Origin of the sequence: Pseudonocardia aurantiaca, assembly GCF_039526725.1 — a bacterium.
Classification (GTDB): Bacteria; Actinomycetota; Actinomycetes; order Mycobacteriales; family Pseudonocardiaceae; genus Pseudonocardia; species Pseudonocardia aurantiaca.
In genome coordinates, this window is record NZ_BAAAJG010000010.1 from 108,179 (window position 1) to 121,965 (window position 13,787).

Below are 13,787 nucleotides of genomic sequence, written 5' to 3' on the forward strand. Positions count from 1 at the left end.
TCGCCGTCAGCGGCCCTGCCAGCGGGGCGGGCGCTTCTCGGCGAACGCGCGGGCTCCCTCCTGGGCATCCTGGGACGCCAGGACCGGGGCGACGATCCGGTCCTGCTCAGCGAAGGCGTCCTGGTCGTCGAAGGCGGTGCGTTCGGTCACGGCGCGTTTGACGGCCCGCACGGCCAGCGGGGCGTTGCACGCGATCCGGGTGGCCAGTTCCACGGCACGGTCGAGGGCCTCGCCGGGGGCGGTGAGGTGGTTCACCAGGCCCAGCTGCGCGGCCCGCAGGGCGGTCAGCGGATCACCGGTGAGCAGCAGTTCCATCGCGATGTTGCGGGGGATGCGTTCGGGCAGCCGCACGATGCCGCCCTCGGGAGGGACCAGGCCGTGGGTGACCTCGAACAGGCCGAACGTGGCGTCCTGCGCGGCGACGATCAGGTCGCAGGCAAGTGCCATCTCGGTGCCACCACCGATCGCCCAGCCCTCGACGGCGGCAATGAGCGGGGCCCGCGGGCGAGCCCGGGTCAAGCCGGCGAACCCCCGGCCGGGGATGATGGGGGTGTCTCCCGCCGCATAGGCCTTGAGGTCCATCCCCGCGCTGAACGCGCCGCCCGCGCCCGTGAGCACGCCGACCGCGAGGTCGTCGCGGGCGTCGAGCTGGTCGAAAGCGTCGGCCAGCGCCCGGGCGGTGGCGCCGTCGACGGCGTTGCGCACCTTCGGCCGGTTGATGGTGATCACGAGGATGCCGTGGAGTTCCCGGGTCTGCACCGGGCCGTCGTCGCAGGTCGACACCGCGCCGGTGGCCTGTGGGTCGCTCATGCGTCGCCTCGGAGTCGAATCGTCCCGGCACTCGCCAGGTCCTTGATCTCGGTAGTGTCGAAACCGATCTCGCTCAGCACGGCCTGGGTGTGTTCGCCCAGCTCGGGGGCGCGGCGTGGGCGAACCTTCTGCTCCTGGTCCAGCCGCACGGGGCTGTCGATCGTCAGATAGGACTCGGTGCCGCCGTCGGTGCCGCCGTCGTCGACGGGAACGAACACCCCGTCGGCGACGAACTGGGGGTCGTGGGCGGCCTCCTCGAGGGTCTGGACGACCCCGTAGGTGAGGCCGGCGCCGTCCAGCACCTCACGCCACTGCGCCAGCGGCCGGGTCGCGAACGTCTCGTCCAGCAGCGCGACGATCTCGGCCGCGTGCGCGTGGCGGCTCGCGGAGTCCTTGAAGTGGGGATTGTCGGCCGCCTCGGGGTGGCCGATGGCCTTGAGGAAGAGGGGGACCTCCTTGTCCTCGTTGGCGAAGGCCAGCAGCAGCCAGCGGTCGTCCGCGGTGCGGTAGGTGTTGCCCAGCGCGTTGGGCGGGTCGCGCCGGTCGAGCGGCCGGGGGTTGCTCGCGCCGGCCAGCACGGCCGACAGCCAGCAGCCCGCCCCCCACGCTCCTTCGGCGATCAGTGACGCGGTGACCCGCGCGCCCCGGCCGGTCTTCTCCCGGCGGTAGAGCGCCGTCATGACCCCGGCGAACAGGCTGATCGCCGTCGCATGGTCACCCGCCCCGAAGACGTTCAGCGCCGGCGGAGCCGTGCCCTGGCGGGTCATGTCCATCAGGCCGCTGCGCGCCCAATACGCCGTGACATCGAAGCCGGGCTTGTCGGCGTCGGGCCCGGTCTCGCCGAAGCCGGTGATGTCGGCGTAGATCAGGCGCGGGTTGAGCTGTTCCAGGTCCTCGTAGTCCAGCCCCAGCCTGGCCCGGGCCGGCGGCGGGAAGTTCGTCACCAGCACATCGGCCCACCGCACCAGCCGCTCGAGCACCGCGCGGGCGTTGGGGGACTTCAGGTTCAGCTCGATGCTGCGCTTGTTGCGGTTCTCGAGCTGCCAGGTGTAGTTGATGCCGTCGACCTCGGGATTGGGGGGAAATCGGCTGAAGGCGCGGTAGGCGTCGCCGACGACCGGCGGTTCCACCTTGACCACGTCGGCGCCGAAGTCGCCCAGCACGGTGGCAGCGGCGGGCCCGGCGATCCAGCTCGCGAGATCGACGACGCGCAGCCCGTCCAGCAGGGGGGTGTTCTCCATGGTGATTCCTTCTGCTCGGCTTCAGCGAGGCTGGGGAACGGGAACGAACGCGTTCTTCCCGGTGATGTCGCGGCCGACGATCAGCGCCTGCACCGTGTCGGTGCCCTCGTAGGTGTCGATCGCCTCGATGTCGCACAGGTGCCTGGCGACGTGGTAGTCGAGCACGATGCCGTTGCCGCCGAGGAGATCGCGGGCATCGGCGAGGATGGCGCGTGCGCGCTGTGTGTTGTGCATCTTGGCCAGCGCCACCTCGGGCATCGTCGCCTTGCCCTCGTCCAGGAGCTGGCTGAGCCGCCGAGTCATGAACAGCATGGCGGTGATGTCGGCCAGCATCTGCGACAGCCGATACTGGACGAGCTGGAAGCTCGTCAGGGGCATGCCGAACTGGTGGCGCTGCTGGGTGTAGGCCAGCGCAGTCTCGTACCCGGCGATCGCGGCGCCGATCGCCTCCCAGGCAACGCAGAAACGCGAGGCCATCAGCACCTTCTCCGTGTCGCGGAAGGTGTGGGAGCCCGCCAGGCGGTTCTCGGCGGGCACGCGGACGTCGGTCAGCGAGATCTGGGCGTTCTGCACGCAACGCAGCGCCGTCTTGCCGGCGATGGCCTTCGACTCGAACCCCGGCGTGCCCTTCTCGACCACGTACCCGCCGACGTGCCCGTCGTCCCCGCGCGCCCAGATGATCGAGTAGTCGGCGAAGGTCGCGTTGCCGATCCAGCGCTTGTGCCCGTTGAGCACGTACGAGTCGCCGTCGCGGCGGGCGGTCGTCTCCAGCACGACCACGTCCGTTCCGTGTGCGGGTTCGGTCAGTCCGAATGCGCCGACCTTCTCCAGGCGCGCCATCGGCGGCAGGAACCGCTGCTTCTGCTCCTCCGAACCCAGCAGCGCGATCGACATCATGGCCAGCGCCGAATGCACCCCGGCGAACGTGGAGATGCTCAGGTCGCCGCGGGCCAGCTCCAGAATAACGAGCCCGGCCGTCACATTGCTCATCCCCGGGGATCCGTAACCCGGGATCTGGAAACCCGCGATTCCGAGTTCCGCCAGCTTGGGAACCAGCTCGTGCGGGAACTCCGCGCGTTCCCAGTACGGGTCGATGATCGGGAGAACCTCCCGGTCCATGAAGCTACGAACCCGCCGGCGCAAAGCCCGCTGCTCGTCGGTCAGCAGGTCGTCGAGCAGGTAGTAGTCCGTGTGCGCGGGGCCGCCCAGTACGGGCGGCTCAACGACCGGCTTCCCGTTGGTGGCCGGATCGACCGTTGTGGTAGTGCCCGACTCCGAGTTGGCGGCGGGCGGCTGTGTCGCAGTCATCCTCGTAACTTCTCCGATCATTCCCCGGGCCCGTTGTGGTACAGGTCGCCCCTCTCGCCAGGTCGTGCGTGAGGGGGTGCCACCGCCCGTTCGCCTGCCCGCTGCCCGGTGGGGGATAGCGACTTCTGTTTGTGCGGCACGGCGGCCGGGTGCCCTTGACGGCACTGGGTGACGGTTGCTGCATCATCGCGGCCTCGCACAGCACGGTATGCATGGCGATGCGGGCTGCCACCGTGCCGCGGGCACGGGTTTCGGAGCCGATTGGTGTTCACCGCACAACGGGAACTCCGCGGCCGCCCGTCAAATCAGCCCGATCCCAGCGCCCGCTGCCCCTTCCCACGATGCGGTCACCGGGGCGTGCGCCGGCCGGATTTGGTTCGGTCGTCTCGCAGCAGAACGCCCTATGATGCCCCGGTGGACGGCGTGAGCCTCCCCGTCGACCGGCGGCTCGCGGTCGCGGCGGCGGCCGTGAAGCTGCGGCTCGCCGTCGTCAGCCAGGACGTCTGGCGGCGCCTGATCATCGAGATCCCCGAGCTCAAGGTCGACGACGCGCTGGTGAGCCTGCTCGCCGCAAGCGTCGAGGCCAACGTGGCCACGCTGCTCGATGTCATCGAGCACGGGATGGCGCTGGACACCCTCGACGCCCCCGCAGCCGCGATCGAGTACGCCCGGCGCGTCGCCCAGCGCGGCATACCCCTGCACGCCCTGGTCCGGGCCTACCGCATCGGTCACGCCCAGTTCCTGCAGTGGTGTCTGGACGAGGTCCCGCAACAGACCGACGACGCCGTCGTGGCCCGCGCGCTCATCGGCCGTCTGCTCGAGCTGAGCTTCAGGTACATCGACCGGGTCTCGGAACAGATGATCTCGGCCTACCAGCACGAACGGGATCGCTGGCTGTTGACCCAGGGGGCGGTCCGGGCGGTCCGCGTGCGGGCGCTACTCGACCACGAGCGGGTCGACGTGAACCGGATCGAGGCGGCGCTGGGTTATCGGCTGAATCAACACCACGTGGGGCTCATCGCCTGGATGCCCGAGGCGAGTTCGAGTGGCGAAGCGCTGACCAGGCTCGACCGGCTCAGCGCCGCCCTCGCCGACGAGCTGAACTGCCGGGGAAGGCCGTTGTACGTGCCGTGCGACGAATCGGCAGCCTGGTCATGGCTCCCCATGGGAAGCGACAAGTACGTCACGTGGGAGCGGCTGACCAGAGCCGTCGCGGCCCATGGTTCGACGGCGCGCGTCGCGATCGGCGATCCAGCAGCCGGGGTCGACGGCTTCCGGCAGACGCACCGGCAGGCCCTGCGGGCGCAAGATGTCGCCGTCGCGGCCCGCCCCGGCACCCAGGTCACCACCTTCGCCGAGGTCGGCCCGATCGCACTGCTGTCCGCCGATCTGGAAGCCACCCGGGGCTGGGTGTGGCTCGTCCTCGGTGAGCTGGCCAACGACGACGAGCCGACCGGACGACTCCGCGAAACGACGCGGGTCTTCCTGGCCGCGAACGGCAGCTACCAAACCGCCGCGGAACGTCTCGCGATACACAAGAACACAGTCCAGTACCGGATCCGCAAAGCGCAGGAGGCGGTCGGCCGCCCGACCCAGGACCGGCGCAGCGATCTGGAGCTGGCTCTGCGAATCTGTCATTACCTCGGATCGGTGGTGCTGCGACCTGTGGGGAAGTGACCACCGCAGCGACACGCAGCACCACGGTGCGATCGCCTCCGCGCGCACGGCCGATCGTCAGCGCAGGAAGCGCGTCACCATCGCGGCGAGTTCGTCGGCACGAGTGAGGATCCCGAGGTGCCCGTCGTGGTAGACGTGGAGCTTCGCGGCAGGCAGCAGGCCGGCCATGACGCGGGCGTTGACCAGCGGGATGACCGGGTCGTCGTCCCCCGCCAGCACCAGGGTCGGCTGCCGGATCAACGGCAGGAACGGAAGGCTGGTCCAGCCCCACCCGGTGGCCAGCTGGTACAGGTAGCCACGCCCCGACGCCGGGCGGTCGTGCGCCAGGATCATGCGCTCGACGAGCTCGGGCCGGTCACGCACGCTGCCGCCGTAGACCTCGCCCGCCACCGCGCGGGCGTATCCCGAGTCCCGATGCCGTCGCGGTGTCACCAGCTTCAGCAGCACGTGCGGGCTCGCCGGAACCATCAGCATCCCGGTGGCAGTGGCCACCAGCACCACCCGCCGGCATTGGTGCGGGTTGTGGAAGGCGAGCTGCTGGGCGAGTGCACCACCCCACGAGACACCCAGCACGTCGAACCGTTCGTAGCCGAGCACGTCGAGCATCCGGACGGCGAGCCGGGCGAGGGTGGAGAAGCGATGCGGCAAGGGTCCCAACGGCGAGCCCCCCACTCCCGGGACGTCGAACCGGACGACCTCCAGCGCCGGGTCCAGCGCCTCGAGGAACGGGGTCCACACCTCGAGCGGGAGACCGATGCCGTTGCAGAGCAGCAGGGGCGGTGCGCTCCCCGTGCCCGGCCGGACCGCGACCCGCAGCCGCTGCCGTCCGACGGTCACCATGCGCACCCTGTCCATCGGCCACCGCCGATCCACTTCGCCGGGGATTCGCTCATCGCTCGTCCTCGCTGACGCTCGGCCGGCGCTTCGCGCGGGCGCTGTGTTGATGATTCGCTCGCAGGCTCGCTCATCGATCCAGTACGTAGCTGCCCGGCGCCGACCCCAGCTCATTGAACCGAGTGCTCCCGAGCCCGTCAGGTGCGAGCTTCTCCGCGCCGGAGCGGTCGGCGAGCCACGCCGAGAAGTCCGGCCACCACGAGCCCTGCTCTGTTTTCGCGACTTCGAGCCAGTCCCTCGGGTCAGGCGGATTACCGGCGTCGTCCGCCGTGGTCTGGTAGCTGGACTTCGGATTGCTCGGCGGGTTCACCAGCGCCGCGATGTGCCCGTTGGTAGAGAGCACGAAGCGGCTCCGCCCGCCGAGCAGCTGCGTGCTGCGGTAACACGACTGCCACGGGCAGATGTGATCGGCGATGCCGGCAACCACGTACGAGTCCACGGTGACCTTCGCCAGATCGATGTCCGTGCCCAGGATTGCGGCGCCCCCGGGGCGGGTCAGGGCGTTGCGCATCGCGATGCGCACGAAGTCGCGGTGCAGCCGCGCGGTCATCCGCGTGGTGTCGGCGTTCCAGTACAGGAGGTCGAAGGCAGGCGGGCGCTTGCCCTCGAGGTAGTTGTTCACCCAGTAGTTCCAGATCAGGTCGCCCGGGCGCAGCCAGGCGAATGCCTCGGCGAGCGTGCGCCCGTCCAGGTAGCCCCTGGCCCGGGAGACCGCGACGGCGGCCTCCGCGGTCGTCTCGTCGACCACCGCGCCCGCGGTGCCGGCTGGTGCCTGGTCCAGCAGGGTGACCAGCAACGTGACCCCTGCAATCCGATGCTGCTGGCCGATCTGCGCGAGGTGCGCCAACGCCATGCTCGCGAGGATGCCACCCGAGCACGCCCCCATCAGATGGAGCGCATCCGTACCGGCGATGTCCCTCGCCGTCGCCGAGGCGTCGAGGATCGCCTGGCAGTAGGTGTCCGCGCCCCACCGGCCGTGCCGAGCGTCCGGGTTGCGCCAGGACACGACGAAGACCTGGTGCCCCTGACGGACCAGGTACTCGACCATGCTCCGGCCCGGCGCGATGTCGAGGATGTAGTACTTGTTGATCGTCGGCGGGACTACCAGGAGCGGCGTGCTCCGGACGAACGGGGTCTGCGGGCGGTACTGGATGAGCTCGAACACCGGGGTACGCAGCACGACCCCGCCGGGCGTCAGCCCGAGGTCGACCCCCACCTCGAACGCATCCGGCGGCACCATCGACGGCACCCGGGGCGGGCTCGCGATGTCGCGCACCAGGTGGCCCGTACCGGCGACCACGCTCCCCCCGCCCGAGTCGATCGCCGCCTTCCACGCGACGGGGCTGAGCAGGGGGTTGTTGCTCGGCGCGAGCGCCTCGACGAGATTGCTCGTGACGAAGCTGATCCGCTCGGTGTCGCGCCGGCCGAGAGGCACGTCCTCGACCAGCCCTTCGGCGGTGTTCCCGGTGACGACGTAGGCCTGGACCACTCGCCGCAACAGCGGGTTCTGCGTCCAGGCGGGGTCGGCGAAACGGCGGTCCCGCCGCGAGGGCGCCACGTCCGACGTCCCGATCACGATCCGGCCGAGTTCGGCCGCGAGACCCGCCACCCGGCCGGCCAGCCACCGCGGCCGGCGGGCCAGCGCGCCTGCGAACCGCAGCCCGGACGCGCCGGGGAAGAACCGGCGGGACGAGCCGAGCGCGGCATCGGTGAGCAGCAGGTCCAGGGCGCCCGTCCGGTCGCCGACGTCGGCGCCGCCGCCGGCGACGGACCTCCTCGACTCGACGGTCATGACGGCACCGTGGCCTTCACATCGGGCGGGACCTCGATCGCCCGCTTGAGGATCTTGCCGGTCGGGCCGATGGGCATCGCGTCGGTGAGCCATACATGCCGGGGGTATTTGTACGCGGCCACACGCGCCTTGACGTAGGCGCGCAACTCCTCGGCGGTCGCGACGGCACCGGGCCGCAGCTCCACGGCCGCGACCACCTCCTCCCCGTGCGTGGGGTGCGGGATCCCGATGACGGCCGCATACAGCACCGCCGGGTGCTCGTAGAACACTTCCTCGATCTCGCGGGGGTAGACGTTGTAGCCACCCCTGATGATCAGGTCCTTCTTCCGGTCCACGATGAAGTAGAAGCCGTCCTCGTCCCGCCGGGCCATGTCACCGGTGCGGAACCAGCCGTCCCTGATCGCGTCGGCGGTCGCGTCCGGCTGCTGCCAGTAGCCCTTCATCACGTTGTGGCCTCGGATCGCGATCTCACCGACCTCGCCCGGCTCGACCTCCTCTCCCCCGTCGTCGACGAGATTCAGGTCGACGCCGTCGACCGGCAGCCCGATCGAGCCCGGCTTGTGGTGGTCGGCCCGGTTGAACGTGGCCACCGGTGAGGTCTCGGACAGCCCGTAGCCCTCGAGGATCGTCGCTCCGAAGGTCTGCTCGAAGCAACGCAGCACGTCGACCGGCAGCGCGGCGCCCCCGGAGACGCAGAGCTGAAGCGTCGACGTGTCCGCCGTTCCCCCACCCTGGGCGAGCAGACCGACGTACATCGTGGGCACGCCCTCGAAGATCGTGACCTTGTCGCGTTCGATCACCTTCAGCGCGGTCGCCGGGTCGAACCGCGGGACCAGCGTCAGGCAGGCTCCGGTGGCCACCGCACAGTTGAGCCCGCAGGTCTGGCCGAAAGCGTGGAAGAGCGGCAGGCACCCCATCACCACGTCCTCGTGCCCGAAGCCGAACAGCCCGGCCGTGACCGCAGCGTTGCGGCGCAGGTTGGCGTGGGTCAGTTCGGCGCCCTTCGACGTCCCTGTCGTGCCGGAGGTGTAGAGGATCACGGCGGTGTCGTCGTCGGCACGGTCGGGGACCGCACTCTGCCGCGTCCACTGCGCGACCTCGCGGAGGGTGTCGTCGTCGACGGTCACCATCTGCGCACCGACCGTGTCGGCGCCCCTGCGGGCTTCGGCGGCGGCCCAGGTCCAGGCGAACATCAGCCTCGCCTGCGCGTCACCCAGGTAGTGCTCGACCTCGCGTCCTTTGAGCAGCGGGTTCATCGGGACGACGACGCCGCCGGCGCGCAGCACGCCGTAGTAGAGGACAGGGAAGGCCGCCACGTTGGGCAACATGACCCCGACCCGGTCGCCCGGCTCCACGCCGAGGCTGCGCAGCCGGCCCGCGACCCGGGCGGACAGGTCGTCGAGGTCGGCGTAGGTCAGCACGAGGTCGTCCTGGCGGACCGCCGATCGCTGCGCCTGCTCGGCTGCGGCTCGGAGGAGGTTGTCGGTGAGGTTGGCCATGGTCCGGCTCCTTCCTGCTGGGTCGACGGTCAGGCGAACGCGGACACGCCGGTGATGTCGCGGCCGACGATGAGCGTCTGCATCGCCTCGGTGCCTTCGAAGGTGTGGATCGCCTCGATGTCGGCGAAGTGCCGGACGACATGGAAGTCGAGCAGGATGCCGTTGCCCCCGAGCAGATCCCGGGCCTCCGCGAGCACCACCCGGGCAGTGCTCGTGTTGTGTGCCTTGGCCAGGCCCGCGAGGGTCGGTTCGACGCGGCCGGCGAGCGCCAGGTCGGCCAGCCGCCGGCAGTAGAGCTGCATCGCCGTGACCTTCATCAGCATCTTGACCAGCCGGTCCTGGATCAACTGGAAGCTGACGAGGGGCTTGCCGAACTGGGTGCGTCGCTTGGCGTAGGCCAGCGCGGCGTCGTACCCGGCGACCGCATGACCCAACGCCGCCCAGGCGCAGGTGGCGCGGGTGGTGGCCAGTACGGCCGCGCAGTCGCGGAAGGACTCGGCGCGGGGCAGCTTGTTCTCGGCCGGCACGCGCATCTCCGTCATGTCGATCTCGGCCTGCCAGACCGCCCGCAGCAGGCCCTTGCCCTCGATGACCCTGGCCCGGTAGCCGGGAGTCCCCTTCTCGACCAGGAAGCCCTTGACCTGACTGTCTGCGACGTCGCGGGCCCACACGACGACGACGTCGGCGATGCTGCCGTTGCCGATCCACTTCTTCGACCCGTTGATGACGTACGAGTCGCCGTCGCGCCGGGCGGATGTCTCCAGGCCGACCGAGTCCGAGCCGTGGTCGGGCTCGGTCAGCGCGAACGCCCCGAGCTTGTCCACCCGAGCCATGGACGCCAACCAGCGCTGCTTCTGCTCCTCGGAGCCGAGCATCGCGATCGAGCGCATCGCCAGGCCCGCCTGGACTCCCAGAAACGTCCCCAGGCTGCCGTCGCCTCGGTTGATCTCCATGTGGATCAGGCCGGCGGACAGGGCGTCCATGTCCGGGCACCCGTATCCGGCGATGCCGTCGCCGACCAGCCCGGCCGCGCCCATCTTCTCCACCAGCGGCCAGGGGAACTCCGCCCGCTCCCAGTAGCCGTTGATCGACGGAAGCACCTCGCCCTGCACGAAGTCCCTCGCCCGCTGCAGGTATTCGAGCTGCTCCGGGGTGAACTCCTCCCGCAGCTGGAAGTAGTCGGTGTGGAGCGAGTCACCGATGTGCGTCGTGAGGTCCATGTCCCGGTCCTTCCAGCGGTCGGGCGGCTCTCGCCGCGCGACGGCCCCGTCAGGCTTCTGCGACGGCTCCCGCCCACACACGGAACAGTAGGAATGCACGAGGTCTCTGGCTTCAGGTTCCGGTACCAACCAGGTCGACACCTACTGGGCGCCGGGACCAACGGCCGGGACTGCAGGCTGTGTCGCTACCGCGCCGCCACACCGAGTTCGGGAGCTAGCGCGGTCAAGATGGGCAGCCGATCAGCGCTCGGGACCGCATTCGCGACTAGGTGTGAGGCGCCGGCGTTCAGTTGGCTGCGCAGCTGCTCGGCTGCCGTCGCCGCGTCACCCTGCGCCACCAGGGCGTCGACCAGCGCATCGCTACCTCGATCGGCCAGGTCGTCTTCGCCGAAGCCCATTCGGGTGAGGTTGACCCGGTAGTTCGCCAGCCCCAGGTTGACCTGGATGGCCGCACGACCAGCGGCGCGGGTGCTGGTCGGGTCGCCGAGGGTCACGGTGTGCTCCACCGCCAGCAGCGAGTCCGGGCCGATCAGCTCGCGCGCCTGCCTGGTGTACGCCGGCGTCACCAGAAACGGGAATGCCCCGGCAGACCGCTCGGCGGCCAGCTTCAGCACCCTCGGGCCGAGCGCGGCCAGCACCCGCCGCTGCTTCGGCACGCCACGCTCGTCCAACACGTCCAGGTAGTCGACCAGCGCCTGGTACGGGGAGCGGAAGTCGGTCCCGAGCTCCCGGTGCCCCACGCCGATACCAAGCAGGAACCGCCCGGGGTAGGCCGCCTCGAGCCGGTGGTAGGTGTCTGCCACAGCGCGCGCTTCGACATGCCAGATGTTCACGACGCCGGTGGCCACGGCGAGCGTCTCGGTCGCCGTTAGCACCCGCTCCACGATGGTGAGGCGCGCTTCGCGCGTGCCCGCGATCCATACCGCCGTGTAGCCCAGGCGCTCCACCTCGGCCGCCGCCTCCGGGGTCAGCTCCCCCTCGACGTAGAACACCCCGATCGTGCCGAGGTTGACGGGCGTCGCGGTGTGGCTCATCGATGATCTCCTCACGTGCACGTGAGAGCACGTGGTGGGCGGTCGGCTGCCGAATCCGCAGCGCCACCCCCTGGCCTCGTCACCGTCGCTCATCGAAGCTTCCGCCGACGAACACAGGTCGGCATCACCCGACTCGTGCGATTCGAGTTGGCCGCTCAGGCCGGATCCGCGGCGGGCGCTGCCCGGTCCGGCGAAGATTCCCGATGTGCCGGTCCGGGTTGATGCGTCGGTTCGCCGGGGTGGCTTCGTGTGAGTGGGGCGTGGTGCGCGAGCCACATCATGTAGCCCTCGGTGAGCAGTGCGAGCCCGATGCGTCCGAGCAGCGCCGCAGGGACACCGAATCCGGTCCACAGGAGGCTGGCGAGGAGGGGCGCGGCGACACTGCCGGCGTCCTCGCCTGCGGTGAGGTAGCCCATGGTCCGGCCGCGTTTGCTCGGGTCCTGGGATGAGATCTCGGCCATGAGGGAGCCCCATGCGGGCCGGTAGGCGGCCTTGCCGAGGTCGTCGATGCTCTTCCCCACCCAGATGCCGGCCAGGGTGGGCGCGAACAGGTAGAGCAGCGCCGAGCCGGCGTTGGCGATGCCGCGTATGGCCAGGACGAGGGAGCGGCTGACCCGGTCGGCCAGCCGGCCCCAGAGCGGGCCGGTGAAGGCGAACGCCGGCGTGACCAGGTACAGAGCCCCAGCCTGGGCCGGGGTGAGGTGGGCGTACTCGGTGGCGAGGATGGGAAACAGCGAGGTGAGCATCGACGAGGTGCCGGAGACGAGGAAGCCGAGTCCCGCGTAGCGGACGACAGGTGGGCGGGCGGTGCTCGGCGCCGGGCGCGGCGGAGCGTTTACGGGGACGACGGCCGGGGCCGGCCGCGGGACCGCTGAGTCGCGTGGCACAAGGAGCAGCACGGGCAGCACGGGCAGCAGGGAGAGGGCGAACGCGACCATGAAGGCTAGCCCGAAGCTGCCCCCGGCGGCCCAGGTCAGCAGGACCCCGGCGATGCTCCTTCCTGCGGCGCCGGCGGTGGTCTTGGCCGTCTGGTACCAGGCGAAGGCGGAGGCGACGGCCTTCTCGCCGCCGTTCGTGGCGATCAGGGCGTTCACCGCCGGGTCCCGCACCGCATCCGAGGCGCCGTGAAGACCCTCGATGGCGTACAGCTGCCAGGGTAGGCGGGCCATCACGTACCCGAGGCCGATAACGCTGCGCACCACGAGCCCGGCGAGCAGGCTGCGACGCAGCCCGGTCCGGTCGACCAGCCGGCCGAGCACCGGTTTGAGCAGGATCGCCACGACCGGTTCGAGCGAGGCCAGCACGCCGATCGCGACGATGGACATTCCCAGCGAGCGACCGTAGAGCGGCACGGCGAACGAGAGCACGCCGAACGCGATGCGGGAGGCGAACCCCTCGCAGACCAGCGCGGCGAGCGGTCCGGGGCGGCGCATCTAGACCGCCGGCGGGAGGGCGGTGGCGAGCGGTGCCGCGTCGGGGACCGCTTCCAGCGGGGGCAGCGGGAGCTCGCGCCGGTTCTCGGCGTAGTCGGCGATGTAGTCGGCCATAGGGCCGGCCACGCCCTCGCACCCCTTGTAGCCGGGAAAGGCGTTGAGGTCGACGACTACCGGACCGTCGGGGCTTTCGATGACGTCGATCCCGAACAGCCCCAGCCCGCTTGCGGTGCCCACGCGCAGGGCGATCGCCTCGATCTCCGATCCCACCGGGACCGGTCGTCCCGGGAGCGAGAAGCTCGTCGCCGCGAACGGTTTGCGGACCGCCCAGACCAGTTCGCCGACGACGTAGACCTTGAGGTCCACACCCGGCCCGGCGACGAGGTCCTGGACCATCACCGGGCCGTCCAGCGGCGGCAGCGCGACCACGTCGCGTGGTGTGCACACCTCGTGCACCCCGACGCCGCGGTAGCCGCGGACCGGCTTGACCACCAGCGGCCCCCGCTCCTCGAGCAGGTCCAAGAGCCGGCGGACGTCACCGGTCACGAACGTGCGCGGCACCGGCACACCGGCCCCGCGGAGCCGCTGGACCGCCAGCACCTTGTCGTGCGCCACCGCCGTGGCCGGAACAGGGTTCAGCACGCGAGCCCCCTGCGCATGCAGGGACGCGGCCACCGACAGGGCCAGTTCGGTGTGCGACTTGAGCACATAGAGGTCGTGCGCGGGGGCCAGCCGGTCGCCTTCGACGAGCATCTCCTCGGGGGTCCCGGACTCGACCTCGTAGCCCCGGGTCCGCAACCGGGCGGCGACGTCGACGAGCAGCGGGCTCGGCACTGGGGGGACTCGTCGGGCGAGCAGAAAGTAAAGCTTCATGAGGTC

The 13,787-nt window shown here is 70.5% G+C and carries 11 protein-coding genes; 1 reads left to right on the forward strand and 10 read right to left on the reverse strand.

Annotation, left to right across the window (positions count from 1 at the left end; genetic code table 11):
- Window positions 1–6: 6 nt before the first annotated feature.
- The 3 genes from ABD143_RS16210 to ABD143_RS16220 are packed head-to-tail and all read right to left on the reverse strand — an operon-like array spanning window position 7 to window position 3,359.
- On the reverse strand, window positions 7–810 hold the full coding sequence (locus ABD143_RS16210; protein WP_343978263.1) for a crotonase/enoyl-CoA hydratase family protein: 804 nt from the start codon (window positions 808–810) through the stop codon (window positions 7–9).
- Window positions 807–2,051, reverse strand: coding sequence for a CaiB/BaiF CoA transferase family protein (locus ABD143_RS16215; protein WP_343978266.1), 1,245 nt, complete (start codon window positions 2,049–2,051; stop codon window positions 807–809). The genes ABD143_RS16210 and ABD143_RS16215 overlap by 4 nt, the downstream gene beginning before the upstream one ends.
- Window positions 2,052–2,072: 21 nt before the next feature.
- Window positions 2,073–3,359, reverse strand: coding sequence for an acyl-CoA dehydrogenase family protein (locus ABD143_RS16220; RefSeq protein WP_343978269.1), 1,287 nt, complete (start codon window positions 3,357–3,359; stop codon window positions 2,073–2,075).
- A gap of 414 nt (window positions 3,360–3,773) precedes the next feature.
- On the opposite strand from ABD143_RS16220, the gene ABD143_RS16225 reads away from it, so the two are divergent.
- Window positions 3,774–5,036 (forward strand): PucR family transcriptional regulator, encoded by a 1,263-nt coding sequence (locus tag ABD143_RS16225; protein ID WP_343978272.1) that lies wholly within the window; start codon window positions 3,774–3,776, stop codon window positions 5,034–5,036.
- A gap of 57 nt (window positions 5,037–5,093) precedes the next feature.
- On the opposite strand, the gene phaZ is transcribed toward ABD143_RS16225, so the two are convergent.
- From phaZ to ABD143_RS16260, 7 genes are all read right to left on the reverse strand, one after another.
- Entirely contained in the window at window positions 5,094–5,891 is a 798-nt protein-coding gene (phaZ, locus tag ABD143_RS16230) for a poly(3-hydroxyalkanoate) depolymerase (protein WP_343978275.1), read from the reverse strand.
- A 109-nt stretch (window positions 5,892–6,000) separates the two neighbouring features.
- On the reverse strand, window positions 6,001–7,722 hold the full coding sequence (locus tag ABD143_RS16235) for a PHA/PHB synthase family protein (RefSeq protein ID WP_343978278.1): 1,722 nt from the start codon (window positions 7,720–7,722) through the stop codon (window positions 6,001–6,003).
- A complete protein-coding gene (locus ABD143_RS16240) occupies window positions 7,719–9,221 on the reverse strand; it encodes a long-chain-fatty-acid--CoA ligase (RefSeq protein WP_343978281.1) in 1,503 nt (500 codons plus the stop codon). Before ABD143_RS16240 ends, ABD143_RS16235 begins: the two co-directional genes overlap by 4 nt.
- A gap of 29 nt (window positions 9,222–9,250) precedes the next feature.
- Window positions 9,251–10,441 (reverse strand): acyl-CoA dehydrogenase family protein, encoded by a 1,191-nt coding sequence (locus ABD143_RS16245; protein ID WP_343978284.1) that lies wholly within the window; start codon window positions 10,439–10,441, stop codon window positions 9,251–9,253.
- Between the two features lie 185 nt (window positions 10,442–10,626).
- The gene (locus ABD143_RS16250; RefSeq protein WP_343978287.1) at window positions 10,627–11,475 is read right to left on the reverse strand and encodes a TIGR03620 family F420-dependent LLM class oxidoreductase; all 849 of its coding nucleotides are present in this window, start codon (window positions 11,473–11,475) and stop codon (window positions 10,627–10,629) included.
- Between the two features lie 155 nt (window positions 11,476–11,630).
- On the reverse strand, window positions 11,631–12,908 hold the full coding sequence (locus ABD143_RS16255; RefSeq protein WP_343978290.1) for an MFS transporter: 1,278 nt from the start codon (window positions 12,906–12,908) through the stop codon (window positions 11,631–11,633).
- Complete coding sequence (locus ABD143_RS16260; RefSeq protein WP_343978293.1) at window positions 12,909–13,781, reverse strand: ATP-grasp domain-containing protein; 873 nt, start codon at window positions 13,779–13,781, stop codon at window positions 12,909–12,911.
- Window positions 13,782–13,787: the final 6 nt, after the last annotated feature.